The sequence below is a fragment of the Pseudomonas sp. PDM03 genome, from assembly GCF_014852385.1.
GTDB classification, from domain to species: Bacteria; Pseudomonadota; Gammaproteobacteria; order Pseudomonadales; family Pseudomonadaceae; genus Aquipseudomonas; species Aquipseudomonas migulae.
Genome location: NZ_JACVBM010000003.1, coordinates 323290 through 343079 on the forward strand (window position 1 = coordinate 323290; position 19790 = coordinate 343079).

Annotated in this window: 22 protein-coding genes and 1 riboswitch; of the genes, 3 read left to right on the plus strand and 19 right to left on the minus strand. The window is 61.2% G+C overall.

What is annotated here, in order from left to right; genetic code table 11:
* The first annotated feature begins 14 nt into the window (after positions 1 to 14).
* Positions 15 to 1295, plus strand: a complete 1281-nt coding sequence (locus tag IB254_RS08265) for an OmpP1/FadL family transporter (RefSeq protein WP_192416978.1) — start codon at positions 15 to 17, stop codon at positions 1293 to 1295.
* 90 nt (positions 1296 to 1385) lie between these two features.
* On the opposite strand, the gene IB254_RS08270 is transcribed toward IB254_RS08265, so the two are convergent.
* The 14 genes from IB254_RS08270 to cobO form a co-directional block, all read right to left on the minus strand.
* Positions 1386 to 1934 (minus strand): glutathione peroxidase, encoded by a 549-nt coding sequence (locus tag IB254_RS08270; protein ID WP_411736630.1) that lies wholly within the window; start codon positions 1932 to 1934, stop codon positions 1386 to 1388.
* 61 nt (positions 1935 to 1995) lie between these two features.
* Positions 1996 to 2118, minus strand: a complete 123-nt coding sequence (locus IB254_RS29650) for a hypothetical protein (protein WP_008033574.1) — start codon at positions 2116 to 2118, stop codon at positions 1996 to 1998.
* On the minus strand, positions 2115 to 3323 hold the full coding sequence (locus IB254_RS08275) for an MFS transporter (protein WP_008033572.1): 1209 nt from the start codon (positions 3321 to 3323) through the stop codon (positions 2115 to 2117). The genes IB254_RS29650 and IB254_RS08275 overlap by 4 nt, the downstream gene beginning before the upstream one ends.
* 52 nt (positions 3324 to 3375) lie before the next feature.
* Positions 3376 to 3780 (minus strand): MarR family winged helix-turn-helix transcriptional regulator, encoded by a 405-nt coding sequence (locus tag IB254_RS08280; protein ID WP_192416979.1) that lies wholly within the window; start codon positions 3778 to 3780, stop codon positions 3376 to 3378.
* A 151-nt stretch (positions 3781 to 3931) separates the two neighbouring features.
* Positions 3932 to 4663, minus strand: a complete 732-nt coding sequence (locus IB254_RS08285) for an adenosylcobinamide-GDP ribazoletransferase (RefSeq protein WP_192416980.1) — start codon at positions 4661 to 4663, stop codon at positions 3932 to 3934.
* 2 nt (positions 4664 to 4665) lie between these two features.
* Positions 4666 to 5241, minus strand: a complete 576-nt coding sequence (gene cobC, locus IB254_RS08290) for an alpha-ribazole phosphatase family protein (RefSeq protein ID WP_192416981.1) — start codon at positions 5239 to 5241, stop codon at positions 4666 to 4668.
* Positions 5238 to 6293, minus strand: coding sequence for a nicotinate-nucleotide--dimethylbenzimidazole phosphoribosyltransferase (gene cobT, locus IB254_RS08295; RefSeq protein WP_192416982.1), 1056 nt, complete (start codon positions 6291 to 6293; stop codon positions 5238 to 5240). Before cobT ends, cobC begins: the two co-directional genes overlap by 4 nt.
* Complete coding sequence (gene cobU, locus IB254_RS08300) at positions 6290 to 6811, minus strand: bifunctional adenosylcobinamide kinase/adenosylcobinamide-phosphate guanylyltransferase (RefSeq protein ID WP_192416983.1); 522 nt, start codon at positions 6809 to 6811, stop codon at positions 6290 to 6292. The genes cobT and cobU overlap by 4 nt, the downstream gene beginning before the upstream one ends.
* Positions 6812 to 6966: 155 nt before the next feature.
* On the minus strand, positions 6967 to 8418 hold the full coding sequence (locus IB254_RS08305) for a cobyric acid synthase (protein ID WP_192416984.1): 1452 nt from the start codon (positions 8416 to 8418) through the stop codon (positions 6967 to 6969).
* The gene (cobD, locus tag IB254_RS08310; protein WP_192416985.1) at positions 8415 to 9407 is read right to left on the minus strand and encodes a threonine-phosphate decarboxylase CobD; all 993 of its coding nucleotides are present in this window, start codon (positions 9405 to 9407) and stop codon (positions 8415 to 8417) included. Before cobD ends, IB254_RS08305 begins: the two co-directional genes overlap by 4 nt.
* The gene (cbiB, locus tag IB254_RS08315) at positions 9400 to 10308 is read right to left on the minus strand and encodes an adenosylcobinamide-phosphate synthase CbiB (protein WP_008033562.1); all 909 of its coding nucleotides are present in this window, start codon (positions 10306 to 10308) and stop codon (positions 9400 to 9402) included. Before cbiB ends, cobD begins: the two co-directional genes overlap by 8 nt.
* On the minus strand, positions 10305 to 10955 hold the full coding sequence (bluB, locus tag IB254_RS08320; RefSeq protein ID WP_192416986.1) for a 5,6-dimethylbenzimidazole synthase: 651 nt from the start codon (positions 10953 to 10955) through the stop codon (positions 10305 to 10307). The genes cbiB and bluB overlap by 4 nt, the downstream gene beginning before the upstream one ends.
* Complete coding sequence (locus tag IB254_RS08325) at positions 10952 to 12349, minus strand: cobyrinate a,c-diamide synthase (RefSeq protein ID WP_192416987.1); 1398 nt, start codon at positions 12347 to 12349, stop codon at positions 10952 to 10954. The genes bluB and IB254_RS08325 overlap by 4 nt, the downstream gene beginning before the upstream one ends.
* Positions 12346 to 12957 carry a cob(I)yrinic acid a,c-diamide adenosyltransferase gene (cobO, locus tag IB254_RS08330; RefSeq protein WP_008033559.1) on the minus strand — a complete coding sequence of 204 codons (612 nt, stop codon included), beginning with the start codon at positions 12955 to 12957 and terminating at the stop codon, positions 12346 to 12348. The genes IB254_RS08325 and cobO overlap by 4 nt, the downstream gene beginning before the upstream one ends.
* Positions 12958 to 13037: 80 nt before the next feature.
* Positions 13038 to 13273: riboswitch (cobalamin riboswitch) on the minus strand.
* Between the two features lie 154 nt (positions 13274 to 13427).
* On the opposite strand from cobO, the gene IB254_RS08335 reads away from it, so the two are divergent.
* Both IB254_RS08335 and IB254_RS08340 read left to right on the plus strand, forming a co-directional pair.
* Positions 13428 to 14012 (plus strand): hypothetical protein, encoded by a 585-nt coding sequence (locus tag IB254_RS08335; RefSeq protein WP_192416988.1) that lies wholly within the window; start codon positions 13428 to 13430, stop codon positions 14010 to 14012.
* 68 nt (positions 14013 to 14080) lie between these two features.
* Positions 14081 to 15394 (plus strand): PQQ-dependent sugar dehydrogenase, encoded by a 1314-nt coding sequence (locus IB254_RS08340; RefSeq protein WP_192416989.1) that lies wholly within the window; start codon positions 14081 to 14083, stop codon positions 15392 to 15394.
* 120 nt (positions 15395 to 15514) lie between these two features.
* On the opposite strand, the gene IB254_RS08345 is transcribed toward IB254_RS08340, so the two are convergent.
* From IB254_RS08345 to IB254_RS08365, 5 genes are all read right to left on the minus strand, one after another.
* Entirely contained in the window at positions 15515 to 16168 is a 654-nt protein-coding gene (locus IB254_RS08345) for a class I SAM-dependent methyltransferase (protein ID WP_192416990.1), read from the minus strand.
* 15 nt (positions 16169 to 16183) lie between these two features.
* Positions 16184 to 16720: a C40 family peptidase gene (locus tag IB254_RS08350; protein ID WP_192416991.1), complete on the minus strand. Its 537-nt coding sequence runs from the start codon at positions 16718 to 16720 to the stop codon at positions 16184 to 16186.
* Between the two features lie 220 nt (positions 16721 to 16940).
* Positions 16941 to 17567 carry a C40 family peptidase gene (locus tag IB254_RS08355; protein WP_008033546.1) on the minus strand — a complete coding sequence of 209 codons (627 nt, stop codon included), beginning with the start codon at positions 17565 to 17567 and terminating at the stop codon, positions 16941 to 16943.
* A gap of 213 nt (positions 17568 to 17780) precedes the next feature.
* Complete coding sequence (gene hda / locus IB254_RS08360; RefSeq protein ID WP_008033543.1) at positions 17781 to 18485, minus strand: DnaA regulatory inactivator Hda; 705 nt, start codon at positions 18483 to 18485, stop codon at positions 17781 to 17783.
* 230 nt (positions 18486 to 18715) lie between these two features.
* Positions 18716 to 19789, minus strand: coding sequence for an AI-2E family transporter (locus IB254_RS08365; protein ID WP_192416992.1), 1074 nt, complete (start codon positions 19787 to 19789; stop codon positions 18716 to 18718).
* Position 19790: the final 1 nt, after the last annotated feature.

Sequence of the window (19790 nt, forward strand, 5' to 3'; positions counted from 1 at the left end):
CAGGAGTTCTAATAATGAAAAAAGTAATGCTCAAAACCACCCTTAGCCTCGCCGTTGCCTTGGCATCCACCCAAATCTTCGCAAGTGGTTTTGCCCTCAACGAACAAAGCATCAGTGGGATGGGCACTGGTTTTGCCGGGCGATCTTCTGCTGCCGACGACGCATCCACCGTTTTTGGCAACCCTGCCGGTATGTCTCGCCTCAAGCGCGAACAAGTGACCGGTGGTGTTGCATTTATCGACGCGCACGCTGACATCAGCGATGCAAGCTCCCGCCCGAACAGTGGTACCAACAAAGGTGACATGGTCCCTTTCATGGGCGTACCCATGGGCTACTACGTAAAGCCAATCGATGACCAGTGGGCTGTCGGTTTCGGCGTCTACGCGCCATTCGGCCTGGTGACCGACTACGAGAACGGCTTCGCCGGCAAGTACTTCGGCAGCAAGAGCGAAGTCAAAATCGTCACCCTGCAGCCAACCGTCAGCTACGCCTTCAACGACAAGGTGTCGATCGGTTTCGGTCCGACCATCAACCGCATCGACGGCAAGCTGGAATCGAACCTGTCGCTGAACCCGCAGGCAGCGGACGGTACCGTCAAGATCAAGGGTGACGACACCGCAATCGGCTACAACATCGGCATCATGGTTCAAGCCCTCGAAAGCACTCGCCTCGGCCTGACCTATCACTCGAAAGTGAAGTACAAGCTGGACGGTGACACCAAGGTCAACTACGGCGTACTCGCAGCGCTGGGCCAGAACCCGAACCAGAAGTTCGACGCTTCGCTGGACATCACCACGCCTGAGTCCGTGGACTTCTCGGTCACTCATCAGCTGGACGACAAGTGGACCCTCTACGCAGGCAGCACCTGGACTCGCTGGAGCCGCCTGAAAGAAATCACCGTCGAGAACGAAGGCGTTCCTGCCGCTCTGGCAGCGCGCGGCCTTCGCACGATCACTGAAGAGCAGAACTGGCACGACACCTGGGCTCACGCCATCGGTGCCTCCTATCAGTTGAACAAGCAATGGGTGCTGCGTACCGGTCTGTCCGTCGACCAGGCGCCGACCAACAACGAAAACCGTTCCCCGCGCATTCCGACTGGCGATCGCAAGATCTTCAGCCTGGGCGCTGGCTGGAGCCCGACCGACGACCTGACCATCGACGTAGCGTATTCGTACCTGCGCGAAGAGTCGGTCAAGGTCAACAACAGCAACGGTGCTCCTCGCAACCAGACCTACAACGCCAAGTATGAAAACTGGGCGAACGGTTTCGGCATTGGTGCGACCTACCGCTTCTGATGTGATTCACGGCGAGCCTGAACCCCTCGCCGCCTGAATCAAAAAAGCCCCGCGCTCTTTACAGAGGCGGGGCTTTTTAGTGGGCGTCGATCAGGGTTGTGAAGCCAGGGCTTTTTCCACGGCGGCGATGAATTCGGGATCGTCAGGCGTGGTGAGGCTGGAGAAGTTGGCGATCACCTTGCCTTTGCGATCGACCACATACTTGTAGAAATTCCACTTCGGCGCATCGCTTTGGGCGGCAAGTACCTGGAACAGATGAATCGCATCATCACCGCGAACCTTCTGGGTCTCGGTCATGGTGAAGGTCACGCCGTAATTCACGTAGCAAACCTTGGCGGTTTCCGCACCATCCTTGGATTCCTGCTTGAAGTCATTGGAAGGCACACCGATCACCTCCAGCCCCTGCCCCTTGTAACGCTGATTCAGCGCCTCCAGGCTTTTGAACTGAGGGGCGAAACCGCAAAAGCTCGCGGTATTGACCACCACCAGCGGTTTGCCGGCGAAGCGCTGGCACAGGTCGATCGTTTCCTTGGCCCGCAGCTTGGGTAACGAGCCTTGCAAAAGCTCAGGGCACTCGTCTGCCGCTTGAGCCAATCCGGTAAACGCCATGAGTAACGCGGGAACGGCAAGCCAGCGCATCAGCATGTCCATGCTTCCTTGAAAAGTCGTCTGCAATGAACTTACTCGCCCTCACATCGTGCTAGCAAGCGCCCATGCCCAATTGCATCAACGCCAGCCCGCCCTGATGCCAGCCCCACCACGCCAGGGCCAGCAGCAACAGGCCGCCCGCTGCCACGGCGATTCGTGGCCAGAGGCTGTTCATGTCGCGCTCATCCGGGTTTGCAGGCGCGCCACCGGCCGCTCACGCACTGGCCAATTCAAGGCAGCCGCCAACAGGCTCAAAAGAATCGCTACTTGCCAGATCAAGTCATAACTCCCGGTTCGGTCATACACCACCCCACCCAACCAGCCACCCAGGAACGATCCGAGCTGGTGGAACAGGAAAACGATCCCACCGAGCATGGACAGATTTCTTACGCCGAACAAGGTCGCCACAGTGCCGTTGGTCAACGGCACCGTCGACAGCCACAGGAAGCCCATGGCCATGCCAAACAGATACGCCGTGGTCGTCGTCACCGGCGCCCACAGAAACAGGACAATCACCACGGCCCGCAGCACATACAGACCGGTGAGCAAACGCGGCTTGGACATCCGCCCGCCGAGCCAGCCCGCTGTGTAAGTACCGAAGATGTTGAACAACCCGATCAGCGCCAGCACCGTCGTGCCGACCGTGGCGGGCAAATGCTGATCCACCAGATACGCCGGCAAGTGCACACCGATGAACACCACCTGGAAACCGCAGACAAAAAAGCCGAACGACAGCAGCCAGAATCCCGAATGGGAACAGGCTTCGCGCAAGGCTTCGGAGAGGGTCTGCTCGTGACCGAGGACCGGCAACGGCTTGTCCTTGAGCATGCTCACCAGCGGCACGATCAGCGCGACCAGCAGGCCCAGCGCCAGCAATGCCGCCGACCAGCCGAGCCAACCGATCAAACCCAGTGTGCCCGGTACCATCGCGAACTGGCCAAAAGAGCCGGCAGCGCTGGCGATACCCATGCCCATGCTACGTTTCTCTGGGGGTACCACGCGGCCAACCACGCCCAGGATCACCGAAAATGAGGTGCCCGACAGCCCGATACCGATCAATAGGCCCGCGCTCAGCGACAGGGTTACTGCCGAATCGGATAAACCCATGAACAGCAGGCCCATTGCGTAGAGCACGCCGCCGATCAGCACCACTTTCGCCGCGCCGAAGCGGTCGGCCAGCGCGCCGGTAAAGGGCTGCGCCAGGCCCCAGATCAGGTTCTGCAAGGCGATGGCAAAGGCAAACGTCTCACGCCCCCAACCGAACTCGGCACTCATCGGTGCCAGAAACAGCCCGAAGCCGTGTCGCACGCCCAGAGACAACGCAAGGATCAGCGCACTCCCCACTAAAACCCAACCGCAAGTACGCCACATCGATGTCATTCTTATTCTCCGGTAGCGGGTATATACCCGCTTAAGATCGGAAAAACTGGCGTCAGGCCAGTTCGTCCAGCAGCTTCAGCAAAATTTCGCGTTTTTCGGCGCCCAGACGATCAACCAGTCGCTGCTGCGCCGCCTCCCAGGCCGGCAAGGCCGCTTTCAGGCGTTCAGCGCCGGCCTCGGTCAACCTGACGATGCGATTACGCATGTCTTCGCCCTCGACCAGTATGACCAGGCCATCACCTTCCAATACCCGCAGATTGCGCCCGAGAGTGCTGCGGTCCAGACCCATGGCTTCCGCCAGGGTGGAAATACTCGGTTCATTCAGACGCTGCAGATTGCACAGCAAAGAATACTGGGCAACGTTGATTCCGAAGCCGTCGAGAGCGCCGTCGTAGTGCCTGCTGACGCCACGGGCGGCGCGACGCAGGTTGATGCATAAACATTGAGAGTCGAGCATGGTGCGTGTATATACCCGCGAGTGTGTTAAATCAAGTTACAAGTGTCTGTAAGACCGCTATCGCGAGCAGGCTCGCTCCCACATTGGAATGCGATCCCTTGTGGGAGTGAGCCTGCTCGCGATAGCGGTCCGGCAAATCCAAACATAAACATCAGGCCAACGCCAAACCCACCAGCACCGCCACCTCCAGCAATTCCAGCAACGCCCCCGCCGTATCACCCGTCGTCCCGCCCAATCGCCGCACCATCACCTGCCGCAACCAAACGAAAACCAGCCCCGCCAACACCACCGCCAGAACACCGCTGAGCCCGGCGATCAACACGCAACCCAGTGCACTGACCGCCAGCACCTGCTTGCTGGCCAGACGCGGCAGATGATCGGCCAGCGCCTGCCCCAAGCCACCTGCCCGCACATACGGCGTAGTCAGGAACAACCCCAGCAACGCAGCACGGCCAATCAACGGAACGATGATCAGGAAAACGCTGTGCTGCTGCTCAATCAATGCCAGCAACGCCGCGAATTTGAGCAGCAACACCAACACCAGCGTGACCACCGCTATCGGACCGCTGCGCGGGTCCTTCATGATCGTCAGCGTTCGCTCGCGATCGCCAAAACCACCGAGCCACGCATCGGCGCTATCGGCCAGGCCGTCGAGGTGCAACGCACCGCTGAGCAACACCCAAGCCGTCAACAACAACGCCGCGTGCAGCAACAACGGCGTATCCGACAACACCCAGTTCAACGCCCACAAGATCCCGCCGAACAGCAGCCCCACCAGCGGATAAAACAGCAGCGAGCGCCCCAATTCCTGCGGTGCCGGCATGCCCGGCAGACGAATCGGCAGGCTGCTCAGAAATTGCAGGGCGATCCAGAACGGCAACATGATCAGATCGCTTCCTTGAGAATGACGCCGGGTTCGACGCTCAACGAAAACAGCGAACCATGGCCCACTTCAACGTTGAGCAACTGCTCGCGCGGCAATCCCCGCGCCTGCGCCAGCAACAAACGCATGACGCCGCCGTGGCTGATCAGCAACACACGCTCGCCCGCGCAGGCAGCCTGCAAACGCCCGACCGCGGCCAGTACTCGCGTCGAAAAATCCTCGACCCGCTCCCCCTGCGGCGGTGTAAACGAATAGGGATCAGCCCAGAACAAACCCAACGCCTCGGCATCCGTTTCCATCAACGCCGCTGCGCTCTGCCCTTCCCAGGCACCGAAATGCAGTTCTTGCAGATCTTTATCCAGCTGCACTGGCAAACCCAGTTGCGCACCAAGTTCTTCGGCGAACCGCGCACAGCGTTGCAAGGGCGAGCTGACCAGTCGATCCCATGGCCCCTGCGCGACCACCGCTGCGCGCATCTGCGCCCAGCCTGTGGCGGTCAGTGCATCGTCGAGGCTGCCGCGCAAACCGCCGCCCAATTCGGTTTCGCCGTGACGCAACAGGTCCAGGCGCAAGGTCATGCCGGACGGTCCGCCACGGCGGCTTCGGCGAAGGTCGCCATTTGCCCGTGGAGGTCACACGCCAGGCGCAGCAACGGAACCGCCAACGCAGCGCCGCTGCCCTCGCCCAAGCGCAGACCGAGGTCCAGCAAGGGTTCGGCGTTCAGGGTTTCCAGCACATGGCGATGACCCGGCTCGGCACCGCGATGCCCGAACAACAGCCACTCGCGGCATTGCGGATTCAAGCGCACCGCCACCAATGCGGCGACGCTGCAAATGAACCCGTCCACCAGCACCGCGACGCCTTCCTGGGCACAGGCCAGATATGCGCCGACCAGTGCGGCGATTTCAAAACCGCCGAGGTTGAACAGGGTTTGCAGTGCATCGCCACGCTGAGCGCTGTGCAAGGCCAAGGCACGTTCGATGACCTGAGCCTTATGACTGACACCCGCCGCGTTGAGGCCGGTGCCCGGCCCGGTCAAGTGCACCACCGGACAATCCAGCAAGGCACAGGCCAACGCACTGGCCGCCGTGGTGTTGCCGATGCCCATCTCGCCGCCGATGAACAACTGCGCGCCCGCCGCAATGGCGCGCTGCACGCTGTCGCGACCGGCCTGCAAGGCGAGTTCACCCTGGGCTTGAGTCATGGCCGGGCCGTCGACAAAATTCGCGGTGCCGGCACCGATGTTCAAGTGGCGCACGCCCGGCAGACTCAACGACGGCGTGACCGTGCCGAGGTCGACCACTTCGAGCGACGCGCCGAGTTGGCGCGCCAACACACTGATCGCCGCGCCACCGTTGACGAAGTTGTGCAGCATCTGCCCGGTGACTTCCTGGGGAAACGCCGACACACCTTCGGCGACCACGCCATGGTCGCCGGCAAAAATCGCGATCCACAGCTGATCCAGGCTCGGCTTGACCTGCCCCTGCAATCCCGCCAACTGCACCGCCACCGACTCCAGCCGCCCAAGGGAGCCGGCCGGTTTGGTCAGTTGCTGTTGCCGGACTTCAGCCTGCTCGACGGCTTGGGCATCGATCGGCTTGCACGGGTTCAGCCACCAGGATTGAGTCATAACGCAGTTCCTTTCAGAGTCAGGGGCAGGCCGGCGACGGTCAGGACGACTCGCTGACAGCGCTCGGCCAAAGCTTGATGCAGCCAACCGGCTTCATCGACGTAGCGGCGAGTCAATTCGCCCAGCGGCACGACACCCATTCCGGTCTCGTTGCTGACAAAAATGATTTCACCCGGCAGTTCGGCCAGGCAGTCCAGCAGGGCTTCGCGTTCGGCTGTCAGGCGCTCGACGTCGTCGAGCATCAGCAGATTGGTCATCCACAGGGTCAGGCAATCCACCAGCAGGCAACGCTCGGCACGGGCGGTTTCGCGCAGGACGCGGGCCAGCTCAACGGGCTCTTCGATCAACGCCCATTCGGCTGGACGACGGGCGCGGTGGTGGGCGACCCGCTCACTCATTTCACCGTCCAAAGGTTGGCTGGTGGCGATGTAGGTCACCGGGAGCTGGCTGTCTGCTGCCAGTTTTTCGGCCAGGCGACTTTTGCCGGAACGGGCGCCGCCGAGGATCAGTTGCAGCATGGTTCATTCCTTAAAATCTTTGGTGTAGCGACTGACGCCTTCGCGAGCAGGCTCGCTCCCACAGGGGAATTGCATTGATCACAAAATGGAGCAACACCTGAGATCCAATGTGGGAGCGAGACCGGCTTGCCGGCGATGAGGCCGGAACAGCCACCTCAAATCCCGCAGAGCTCACGCAACAGTCGGGTATCCAGATGCTTCTCCACCAAATCCGCCAGCCGCTCGATATCTCGCTCACGCAACCCGTGATAATCCACTTCCTGCACATCCTGCAAACCCGCCCAGCGCAACAGCGCACTGCACGCCGCCGGCGATTCAAACAGGCCATGCAGGTACGTGCCGAAAATCTGCCCGTCGCCACTTTGCGCACCATCGCAACGACCATCGTCCAGCTGCACGGCGGCGTTTTCCAATGCCGGGCCGGTGGTGACGCCGGCATGAATTTCGTAGCCGCTGACCGGCGCATCTTCCAGCGCCAGACGCCCGCGCACATTGCGCAACTGCTTTTCTTCTTCCAGTTGCGTTTCGAACGCCAACAACCCCAAACCGGCGCTGGAGCCCGGCGCACCTTCAAGGCCCAACGGATCATGCACCTGCTCGCCGAGCATCTGCAGGCCGCCGCAAATACCCAGGACTTTTCCGCCGTAGCGCAGATGGCGGGCGATGGCGGTTTCCCAGCCATTGGCGCGCAGGTACGCAAGGTCGCTACGCACGCTTTTCGAGCCAGGAAGAATGATCAAGTCGGCAGGCGGAATCGCCTGGCCGGGGCCGATGAATTGCAGGTCGACTTGCGGGTGCAGACGCAGCGGATCGAAGTCGGTGTGGTTGCTGATGCGCGGCAACACCGGCACCACCACTTTGAGCACTTGATCGGCCTTGTCGGTCTGGCGCTGATCGATGCCGTCCTCGGCTTCCAGGTGCAGGTCCATCACGTACGGCAGAACGCCAATCACCGGTTTGCCGGTGCGCGTTTCCAGCCAGTCGAGGCCCGGTTGCAGCAAGGCAATGTCGCCGCGAAAACGGTTGATGATGAAGCCTTTGACCCGTGCCTGCTCGCTCGGCGACAGCAGTTCCAGGGTGCCTACCAGATGCGCGAACACCCCGCCGCGATTGATGTCAGCGATCAATACAACAGGGCAATCCACTGCCTCGGCGAACCCCATGTTGGCGATGTCGCCGGCGCGCAGATTGATCTCGGCCGGTGAGCCTGCGCCTTCGACCATGACCACTGGATACGCCGCGCTCAGTCGCGCATGGGAGGCCAGCACCGCTTGCATGGCGATGGCTTTGTAGTCGTGATAGGCGACCGCGTTCATGGTCGTGACGGCGCGCCCATGGATGATCACCTGGGCGCCGGTGTCGCTGTTGGGTTTGAGCAATACCGGGTTCATGTCGGTGTGCGGTTCGAGGTTGGCGGCCTGAGCCTGCACGGCTTGCGCGCGGCCGATCTCGCCACCGTCAGCGGTCACGGCGCTGTTGAGCGCCATGTTCTGCGGTTTGAACGGCACCACGCACACGCCCTGCCGCGTGACCCAGCGACACAACGCCGTCACCAGCGTGCTTTTACCGGCGTCCGATGTAGTGCCTTGCACCATCAGCGTAGTCATCGGTTTTCCTTTGCGTAATCTGTAAACGCTTGCGCGAGACGGGTCCAGTCGGCTTCTTCGCCGGGCAGGCCGAAACGCAGGCTGCTGTTGTGGGTGAACAACCGCAGCAGGATGCCGCGCCGGGCCATGAACTCATGCAGCTCCTCGGCGCACTCGGTCACCAGCCATTGAAACAACGCGCAACCGCCCTGAGGTTTGAAGCCGTGTTCTTCAAGCAACAGCGCCAGCCGCTTGCTGGCTTCTTCGGTACGCAGACGCTGCCTGGCGTGGCCTTCGGCATCCTGCAGGCAGGCTTGTCCCAACACGCGGGTCGGCCCACTGACGGCCCAGGGGCCGACTTGTTCGGCGAGCAACTTGAGCAACTTGCGCTCCGCCAGTACGAAGCCCAAGCGCACCCCGGCCAGTCCAAAAAACTTGCCGAAGGAACGCAGCACGATCAAACCCACCATATGGGCACATGGCGCCAGACTCAGCTGCGGCGTGTTGTCCATGAACGCTTCGTCGACCACCAGCCAGCCGCCGCGCTGCGCCAGCCTGGAATGCCAGTCGAGCAGACGACTCGGGGTCAGGCTCAAGCCCGTTGGATTGTTCGGATTGACCACCACCAACACATCGAGACTGTCGAGGAAGAAGTCGACTTCCTGCTCCAGCACTTCACGCACGATGTAACCGTTGCGACGCCAGGCTTCGGCGTGCTCGGCGTAACACGGCGACAGCACGCCAACCTTGCCGACCCGTCGCAAACGCGGCAGCAACTGGATCGCCATTTGCGAACCGGCCACCGGCAACACCTGCGCGGTGCCGTAATAATCACAGGCGGCCTGCTCCAGACCGTCATCGGTTTCCGGTAACCGCGCCCAGGCGCGCAACGGAATGTCCGGGACTGGAAACGGCCAAGGCGCGAGGCCGCTGGACAGGTCAAGCCAATCGGCTTCGGTGATGCCGTATTCGAGCGCGGCCTTGCGCAGCCGTCCACCGTGTTCAAGCATAGAATTCAGCTCCCACGCAGAGAATCAGCAGCCATAACCATACCCCGCGCTGGACCAATTGCCAGCCACGGTCAATGGAGTCGGCGTCCGCCGGCACGCCTTCGCCCAGTTGCGGACGCTGATGCAATTCGCCGTGATAAATCGCCGCCCCGCCCAACTCGACACCCAGCGCACCGGCCCCCGCAGCCATCACCGGACCGGCGTTCGGGCTGTCCCAGGTCGGGCCCTGGGTGCGCCAGCATTTCAGTGCAAGTCGGGTTTTGCCCAGCAGCGCGTAGGTCAATGCCACCAGCCGCGCCGGAATGTAGTTGAGCACGTCGTCGATTTTCGCCGCCGCCCAGCCAAACCGTTCGAAGCGTTCGTTGCGATAGCCCCACATCGCATCCAGCGTATTGCTCAATCGGTAGAGCACCACGCCGGGCGCACCGGCCACGGCAAACCAGAACAGCGCAGCAAACACCGCGTCGCTGCCGTTCTCCAGCACCGATTCGGTAGCGGCACGGGCCACTTCGGTTTGATCCAGTTCGCTGGTCTGGCGACTGACCAGATAGCCAACGCGTGTGCGCGCCTCCTCCAGATCATCACTGCGCAGGGCCTTGGCGACCGGCTCGACGTGTTCACCGAGACTGCGCAGGCCGAGGGCGCAATAGAGCGCGAGAATCTCGACGATCCAGCCAACGTAAGGCGCCCAGGAAAACGCCGTGGCCAGCAAGGTCAGCGGCAACACCGCAATCACCCATGCCGTGACGCCGTGGCTGCGCCAGCCGCGCCCGCCACCATTGAAACGTTGCTCGATGCGGTCGGCAAAACGGCCGAACGCCACCAGCGGATGCCAGCGTTTGGGTTCACCCAGCAGCGCATCCAGCGCAACCGCGGCGACACTCAACAACGCCACACTCATTGACTCACTCCCCAATAATTTTCGTACAGCATTTCACTGAGCGGGCGCGCTTGCGCCCAGCCTTCGAGTACCAGCATCGGCGCCGGATAGAATTCCTTGACCGGGCCCAGGCAAAGAACAGCCAAAGGCTTGGCCCCGGCGGGCAAACCCAGCAGATCGGCCAGGGCTTGCGGCTCGAACAGAGAGACCCAGCCCATGCCGAGTCCTTCGGCACGGGATGCCAGCCACAGGTTCTGGATCGCACAGGACAACGACGCCATGTCCATTTCCGGCAAGGTGCGACGGCCAAAGATGTGCCGCTCGCGATCGTCCATCAGCGCAGCGACCAGCACCTCGGCGCAGTCGTTGATGCCTTCGACTTTCAGCTTCATGAATTCGTCGGTGCGCTCGCCGAGGGCTTCGGCGGTGCGCATGCGTTCCTCTTCCACCAGCAACTGAATCTTGCCGCGCAGGGCCCGGTCGCTGATGCGGATGAACCGCCAGGGCTGCATCAGGCCGACGCTTGGCGCCTGGTGCGCGGCGTCGAGCAGGCGCCGGAGCAACTCGGGCTCGACGGTGCCGCCGCTGAAGTGGCGCATGTCGCGGCGTTCGGCGATTGCGCGATAGACCGCATCGCGCTCGGCTTCCGAAAAGGCGTTGTCGGTCATGGCCTCATCGCTGGCAAGCCAGCTCCTACAGAGGTTAGGTGATCAACTGTAGGAGCTGCGGTGCGGCGATCCGACTTGCCAGCGATGGCGGTCTGAAGGTCAGGCGCCAGCAACGCGGCAATCGCGGTCGGATTCGACGGAAAATAAAAATGCACATAAGAAGCCGTCATCCGCCCCTCACGATAAACCGCCTCCGCCCCACGCCCGCCATTCGGGCTCAGGCCGCGAGCAATCGGCTCAAGCTCGGTACTGGTCAACGAATGGTGATAGGTGTGCCCGCGCAGCGAACCTTCCGGCAAGTCAACCGCCTGCAACGCCAGCGCCGCCAATCGTTTCTGCATCACTGCATCACCGCTCAGCAAACCAACCAGCTCCGCCCGCGTGCCTTCGACATCGGTCAGCGAATCGAGCAAATACAACATGCCGCCACACTCGGCCAGCAAGGGTTTACCCGCCGCGTGATGAGCGCGGATGGCGTTGAGCATTTGAGTATTGCGAGACAGCGCCACATGGTGCAATTCCGGGTAGCCGCCCGGCAGATAGAGGCTGTCAGCCTCCGGCAATTGCGTGTCGCGGATCGGCGAGAAGAATGACAATTCGGCGCCCATGGCCCGGAGCAAATCCAGGCTCGCGCCGTAGGTGAAAGCGAACGCCTCATCACGGGCCACGGCGATTCGGACACCGGCCAGCAACGGCTCGGCGGCGATCACTTCTGGAGCGGCGAATTCCACAGGCGGCGGCAGCGTAACGTCGCAGCTGTTGGCCAGCGATTCGGCCGCCGCGTCGAGGCGCAGGTCGAGGTCATTCAGCTCGCTGGCCTGAACCAGACCAAGATGCCGGCTCGGCAGCTCGATCCCGGTTTCCCGGGACAACGCGCCGTACCAGCGCAAACCTTCGGTCAGGCTGCCTTCAAGCAATTGCGCATGGCGCAAGGTGCCCACGCGGTTGGCCAGCACGCCGGCGAACGGCAAGTCCGGCTGATACTTCGCCAGCCCCAGCGCCAGCGCACCAAAGGTCTGCGCCATCGCCGTGCCGTCGATCACCCCGAGCACCGGCACACCGAAGTGCCGCGCCAGATCGGCGCTAGACGGCGTGCCGTCGAACAGGCCCATGACACCTTCGATCAGGATCAGATCCGCTTCACCGGCGGCTTCCCACAACAATCGACGACTTTCCTGCTCCCCGACCATCCACATGTCCAGTTGATACACCGGCGCACCGCTGGCGCGCTCGAGAATCATCGGGTCGAGAAAGTCCGGGCCGCATTTGAACACGCGCACCTTGCGTCCCTGATTGCGATGCAAACGGGCCAGCGCGGCGGTGACGGTGGTCTTGCCCTGACCGGAGGCCGGCGCGGCAATCAAGACCGCCGGGCAATGACGTGGTTGATTCACAGCTCGACGCCTTTTTGCGCTTTGATCCCGGCCTGGAAGGCGTGCTTGATGACGCCCATCTCAGTGACGGTGTCAGCCAGCTCGATCATTTCCGGCTTGGCGCCGCGACCCGTGACGACAACGTGTTGCATCGGCGGGCGCGCCTGCAAGTCGCTGAGCACCTGATCGAGGTCGAGGTAGCCGTGTTTGAGGGCGATATTCAGTTCATCGAGCACTACCAGGCCAATCGATGGATCTCGCAACAGTTCGCGGGACACTTCCCACGCGGCTTCGGCGGCGGCGATGTCACGCTGGCGGTCCTGGGTTTCCCAGGTAAAGCCCTCGCCCATCACATGAAAACGCACCTGCTCCGGGAAGCGCCGGAAGAACAACTCTTCGCCCGTGCTGCTGCGCCCCTTGATGAACTGCACCACGCCACACTGCATGCCGTGACCCATCGAGCGGGCGAGCATGCCGAAGGCCGAGCTGCTTTTGCCCTTGCCGTTGCCGGTCAGCACCAGCAACAGGCCGCATTCATTCGGGGAATTGGCGATGCGTTCGTCGATCACGGCTTTTTTGCGCAGCATGCGCGCCAGATGGCGTTCGTCACGATCGGGAGTATCAGTCATGGGGGAGCTCTCCGTTGAGGCTGGATAACGGCGGGCAGGCACAAGAATAGACGGCAAGAAGCCTGGCATCGCCCACCGTGATGCCGCTGAATGGATCAGGCCGGTCTCCGGGCTCATGAGCGGCGTTTCGCCTGACTGCGCGCCTTCCCATATCGACATTCGACACAGTGGCTCAAGGCGCAGCCTTCACTCATTTACCGTTGCGGGGGCAGCGCCGGGATCGTGGTTGTTCATGAATTGAACGAGCGCACTCACCGGCTTCCCTGTTTCACTCTGTCGACCGACGCCACAGAGCACCTGAAACAAGCCGCGAAGGTTAGAGGGTTGGGGGTGGAGCGTCAATTAAAGCCGGGAGACCGCCGGGCGAATAACTGCCGCCGATCAATAAAATGACGCCAATCTTGTGCCACACTCTCAGCAGTGATATCAAAGCGCCACAACCTGACAACACAATAACAAGGGTGAGCCACATGCAAGGCATGACCATCAGCAATCCGAAGCTGGAATTCCTGCGCCCGGTGCTGGAGCGCTGGTTTGACTGTATCGACCGCTACAACGCGGTGCGCGGTGATAACGACACGCCTTACTGGTACGACGAAAAAGCCAACCTCGGCTTGCTCTCGGCTGCCGCGTGGATGGCGGAAATGGTCACGCTGCAGAACACACCCACCCGCAAACAAAACGAGGAAGGCGAACGCAACGCCCGCGCCGACCTGTTCATCGCCAGCAGCGAAGAACGCGCCTACCTCCAGGCCACGCAACGCTGGCCACGGGTCAACAGCTTGAACCTGACGCAGGCCCTGGCCGATATCACCAGCGACGCCAGACGCATCAGCTACGCCGGCGACCTGAAACTCGGCTGCCTGTTCGTCGCCCCGCAAAAGGCCCAGCACGGCGCCACTCCGGAAGAACTTCAGGACATGGTCGACGACCTGCAAAAGGAACACAGCTGCGCGGTCGCCTGGTATCTCCCCTACGCCTACCGCAAGTTGCGCAACGAAGCGGGCAACTATCATCCCGGCATCGCCGTACTGTTCAAGGAAGCCCGCGGCTGACCGGTTGAACCATCGCGGGTTTGCACTTCTCTATTGATCAGGTCACTGCATTTATAGGGAAGATCAGCATGCACAAGCCCCTGCTCGTTCTCGTCATCGCCCTCACAGGAGGGCTCGCTGCCTGCAGCGAGACCTCCACCCTGCAAGTCTCCGACGGCACCGGCCCGTCCCCTCGACTGCCAGAACCGAATAAAACCCTGATCCCGACAGTCAACATCGCCCCGGCAATCGGCTGGCCGAACGGAGCGAAACCCACGGCGGCAGCGGGAACGCACGTGGCGGCATTTGCTGAAAACCTCGATCACCCACGCTGGCTGTACGTGCTGCCGAACGGCGACGTGCTCGTCGCCGAAACCAATGCGCCGCCCAAACCCGATGATGGCAAAGGCATTAGAGGCTGGGTCATGAAGAAAGCCATGGGCCGCGCCGGTGCCGGCGTCCCGAGCCCGAACCGCATCACGTTGCTGCGCGACAAGGACCACGACGGTATCGCCGAAACTCGCACGGTGTTTCTGGAAAACCTCAATTCGCCCTTCGGCATGACCCTGGTCGGCAATGACCTGTATGTCGCCGACACGGACCGCTTGCTGCGATTTCACTACGAGGACGGCGCCACGACCATCAAGTCGCCGCCGATCAAAGTGGTTGATCTGCCGGGCGGTACGCTGAATCACCACTGGACCAAAAACGTGATCGCCAGCAAGGACGGCAGCAAGCTGTACGTCACGGTGGGTTCCAACAGCAACGTCGCCGAAAACGGCATGGATAAGGAAGAAGGTCGCGCGGCGATCTGGGAAGTGGATCGCGCCACCGGCAAGCATCGGATTTTCGCCTCGGGCCTGCGCAACCCCAACGGCATGGCCTGGGAACCGCGGAGCGGCGCGTTGTGGACGGCGGTCAACGAGCGGGATGAAATCGGCAGCGACCTGGTGCCGGACTACATCACCTCGGTCAAGGACGGCGGGTTCTATGGCTGGCCTTACAGTTATTACGGCCAGCACGTCGACATTCGCGTCGAGCCGCAAAACCCGGACCTGGTGGCCAAGGCCATTGCTCCGGACTACGCGGTCGGCCCGCATACCGCCTCACTGGGCCTGACGTTCGCTGAAGGCAACAGGCTGCCAGTGCAATTCAAGGAAGGCGCGTTCATTGGCCAGCATGGTTCATGGAACCGCAAGCCGCACAGTGGTTACAAAGTGATTTTCGTGCCGTTCAGTGCCGGCAAACCGAACGGAAGCCCGGTTGATGTGCTCACGGGCTTCCTCAATGACGAGGAAAAAGCCATGGGCCGGCCGGTGGGTGTGGTGATTGATCAGCAGGGTGATTTGCTGGTGGCGGATGATGTGGGGAATAAGGTGTGGCGGGTGTCGGCAACCAAGTAACTGCGCCACACACATACCCTGTAGGAGCAAGCTTGCTCGCGATAGCGGTGCATCAGGCAACATCAATGTTGGATGTACTGCCCTTATCGCGAGCAGGCTCGCTCCCACAGGGATCAGCGTTTACCGCTTGCGGCAGAGGGTTAATCCATCGCCCAGCGGCAACAACGACAGATCCACACGCGAGTCATCCTTCAAGGCGCGATTGAGCGCCTGGATAGCGCGGGTGTCTGCGCTTTCGGGATTCGGCTCCAGCACCCGGCCGCTCCACAGGGTGTTATCGAACACCGCCAGGCCACCGACGCGCAGCAGACGCAGCGCGTGCTCCAGGTAGGCCGGATAGTTGGCCTTGTCGGCATCAATGAAAATCAAATCGAATTGCCCTGGCTGATCCAGCCGGGCCAGGGTTTCCAGCGCGGGCGCCAGGCGCAGGTCAATTCTTTCGGCAACGCCCGCTTCCTGCCAGTAACGGAGCGCCGTGGCGTTGTAGTCGCCGGGGATATCACAACAAATCAACGAACCGTCATCCGGCAATGCCGCCGCCATGCACAACGCGCTGTAACCGGTGAAGGTGCCGACTTCCAGCAAACGCCTCGCGCCGGTGAGTTTCACCAGCAATGCGAGAAACTGCCCCTGCTCCGGCGCCACCTGCCAGCGCGCCATCGGCAGCGCCTGGGTTTCATCGCGCAAACGCTTGAGTAGCGGCGTTTCCCTAAGGGAAACGTCGAGCATGTATTGATACAGGGAATCGTCGAGATTGAGTGTGCGGGCGGTCATGACGACCTCTGCGAACTAGGGGTTACGCGCCAAATGCTCGGGTTGCAGAACTCGCTTGGCGCTCAGGTAAGCTTTCTGCCAATACGCTTTGGACAAGCTGTCGAGCTTCACCGTGCCGCCAGTGGCTGGCGCATGGACGAAGCGACCTTCGCCAACGTAGATCCCGGCATGGCTGACCTGGGAGCCGCCATTGGTGGCGAAGAAAACCAGGTCGCCGGTTTGCAAGCCTTCCTTGCCGACATTGGCTGCCTGCATGCTGATCATCTCGCGCGTGGTGCGTGGCAGGGAAATACCCGTCACGTCACGGTAGACATAACCGATCAGACCACTGCAATCGAACCCGGAATCTGGCGTATTGCCGCCCCAGCGATAAGGCGTGCCCACGAGGCCCAAGGCGCGAAACAACACGTCTTCCGCCTCAGGCGAAAAGGGTTGCGCGGAGCCGAAGACAATGGGTGTGCGAACCACCGGCGCAGGTGGCGGTGTGCGGCTGGCGCAGGCACTGAGCAGCGCTGCGAAGAACATGAGTGCGAGGCGGGCCGACATCGTCATAAGCAGAACATCCTGATCTGGCTGCGGCTTTTTCCACCGGAAAGGCAGAAAAGAAAACCGCCTGCGCAGGACGCAGGCGGTTTGCCATCAATAATAGATCAGGATTCTAGCGGGTACGCGGCAAACTTCAAGTAAGACTTTAAGTTCGCCTTACAAACTGTCCGACTACTCTGTTGCAGAGAGGCCGTTGCCGCCACTGATGTGGCGACAGGCTAGACAATTACTTGCGTGCAGTGACCACGGTCGGGGCCATCGCGAGTGCGCGCTTGGCTTCGATGAAGGTTTTGCTCCAGTAGCTGTCGCCCAGGCTATCGACCCGGACACCACCGCTTTTGCGGCTGCTGGAGTGGATGAACTGGTTGTCACCCAGGTAGATCCCGGCGTGACTGACACGACCGCGGCGACCATTGGTGGCGAAGAACAGCAGATCGCCCGGCTTGAGCGCGCTACGGGAAACCAGTGGCGCGTCAACGTTGATCATTTCGCGAGTGGAGCGCGGCAGGTTCATGCCGGCCTCTTCACGAAACAGGTAACCGATGAAGCCGCTGCAATCGAAGCCAGCCTCGGAGGTGCCGCCGAAACGGTAACGGGTACCGATCAGGGACATGCCACGCTCGAGGATGCTGTCGGCCAGAACCGGAAGCTGGTAGGACTTGCCGTCGGCGAAGTCTGCCAGTTCTTTATCGGTGGCCAGCTCTTCCTGGAAAAGAACGGAAGAAGATTGCGCAGTAACTGAATTTTTAACCTGCTGTTGTTGCTCTTGCTGGGACACTGGAGAGTGAGCAGCGCAACCGAACAACAGGGTGACGAGTGCGAGAGGCACGAGGGGTGCGAAGCGATTTAGCATGGGCACGACCGTGGCTGATAGTTGTAAAGAAGCCGAGACTATGCCCGCTATCAACCTCATTTGCAAATTCAATCGAACTTTATGTGACTTCTTGGTTTCGCGTTTACATCTAAGCGCTTAAGCCCCATTTAGACGCTCGCGCAGCCTGCCCCATGCAGGAAAGCGGATTTTGTGGCGCCTGAAATATGCCGCAACCCCTGAAAAACCTGGGCCTTACCAGCCCAACGTTTCTTTCAGGAACGGAATGGTCAGCTTGCGCTGAGCTTGAAGGGAGGCCTGATCGAGACGCTCAAGCAGCTCGAACAGAGCGCTCATGCTGCGAGTACCGCGAGTCAAAATAAAATGCCCGACTTCGTCGGTCAGGTGCAGGCCGCGGCGAGATGCACGCAGTTGCAAGGCACGCAATTTGTCTTCGTCGGACAGCGGTCGCATCTGGAAGATCAGCGCCAGGGTCAGGCGGGATTTCAGATCCGCCAGCTTCACCGGCAATTCGCGCGGCGAGGTCGATGCCGCAATCAGCAAACGCCGACCGCTGTCACGCAGGCGATTGAACAGATGGAACAACGCCTCTTCCCAATCCGCGCGCCCGGCAACCGCTTGCAAGTCGTCGAGGCAGACCAGTTCGTATTGTTCGAGGTTGTCGAGGATTTCGATACCGCGATCCAGCAGCTCGGCCAACGGCAAGTACACCGCCGGCTCCCCCAACTGCTCAAAGCGCAGACAGGCCGCCTGCAGCAGATGCGTACGCCCTACCCCGTCCTTGCCCCAGAGATAAATCAGGCTTTCGGTCCAGCCGGCGTCGGCTTCGCAAAGCCGCTCGACATAGCCGAGTGCAGCGGCATTGGCGCCTGGGTAGTAATTGATAAAGGTAGCGTCATCACGCAGACGCACACCTAGGGGCAGCTGAATCGGTTTCATGCTGACTGAACAGTTCCAAAGGAACCGTTAGTGGCCTCTGTGTAAAGTTTGCGAAGTTTATACCCGTGACGCTGACCGCACAATGCGACAGACCATAAGCAAAATCAAAGGTTTGCGTTATCGCACCGGTTTTATGACTGATTCTTTGGCGGCGCATGTGACAGCCACGCAAGGGATACGGGTCAGCCTGGCACTGAACCAGGCCGCCCGCGACGGGCCATCAGCGAACCTTACAGCTCAGGTTCATCGACGCCACTGTAGATATCAGAATCTTTATACAAATCATGCACATGGCGCACCAGCACCATGATCACCGCCGCCACCGGGAGCGCCAGCAGCACGCCGGTAAAACCGAACAGTTCACCGCCGGCCAAAATCGCAAAGATCACCGCCACCGGATGCAGGCCGATCCGGTCGCCCACCAGCAACGGCGTCAGCACCATGCCTTCCAGCGCCTGGCCGACCATGAACACCGCAACGATGCCAATCATCGGGTACAGGTCGCCACCAAACTGGAACAGGCCGGCAATCAACGCCGCGCCAATCCCGATGACAAACCCCATGTACGGCACAATCGCCGCCAGACCGGCGATCATCCCGATCAGCAACCCCAGCTCGAGCCCTACCAGCATCAGGCCCGCCGAATAGATCATACCCAGCGCCACCATGACCAGCAGTTGCCCGCGTACGAACGCCCCCAGCACTTCATGGCATTCGCCGGCCAGAATCACGACGCGCTCTTCGCGATCGCGGGGCAACAGGCTGCGGATCTTGGCCATCATCACGTCCCAGTCCCGCAGCAGGTAAAAGCTCACCACCGGGATCAGCACCAGATTGGCCAGCCAACCGATCAACGCGAGGCCGGAAGCGGTCGCCTGACTCAACACCACGCCGACAATGTCGGTGGTCTGGCCCATGTGTTCGCTGATTGCCGCCTTGAGTTTGTCGAATTTCCAGAAACCCTCCGATAACCCGAACTTCGATTGCGCCCACGGCAATGCAGTGTGCTGCAACCAGTCGAGCATCTGTGGCGCCAGTTCATATAAGCGGAACAACTGCTTGGCAAGCATCGGCACCAGCACCAGCAACAACGCGGTGAAAATCAAAGAGAACAACGCGAACACCGCCACCACGCCCCACGTCCGAGAGAGCCCGGCCTTTTCCAGGCGATCCACCAGCGGGTCGAACAAGTAGGCCAACAGCAGCGCCACCAGGAACGGCGTCAGAATCGGATGCAACAGCCAGATAAACGCGCAGAGCAGAACCACTCCACCCAACCAGAACCAACGCCGCGTATCGGCCATG